Source organism: Cobetia sp. SIMBA_158 (assembly GCF_046566945.1).
GTDB lineage: Bacteria > Pseudomonadota > Gammaproteobacteria > Pseudomonadales > Halomonadaceae > Cobetia > Cobetia amphilecti.
Map to the genome: position 1 here is coordinate 1 of NZ_JAWJYL010000501.1, position 264 is coordinate 264.

The following is a 264-nucleotide window of genomic DNA, read 5'->3' on the forward strand; positions in this document are numbered from 1 at the left end:
GCTTTGGTGCGGTTTTGTTCGCGCGTGAGATCGGAAAGCAGCGCCATAACGGCGGCGGCAATTGCTCCAGAGCCTTGTAGCGCCCGGCCCAGAATAATTCCCCAGATGGAGTCGGAAAGCGCAGCGATAACGCTACCGGCGGCAAACACCGCCAGCCCACCGACAATTAATGGTTTGCGACCAATGCGGTCGGAAAGCAGGCCAAACGGAATCTGAAAAACGGCCTGAGTCAGACCATAAATACCAATGGCAATACCGATTAAT

1 protein-coding gene is annotated in these 264 nt (G+C 54.9%); it reads right to left on the reverse strand.

Going from position 1 to position 264, the window contains the following annotated elements:
• Positions 1–264 (reverse strand): MFS transporter (locus tag R2R70_RS20840; protein ID WP_410979026.1); only part of this gene is annotated, 264 nt, incomplete at both ends.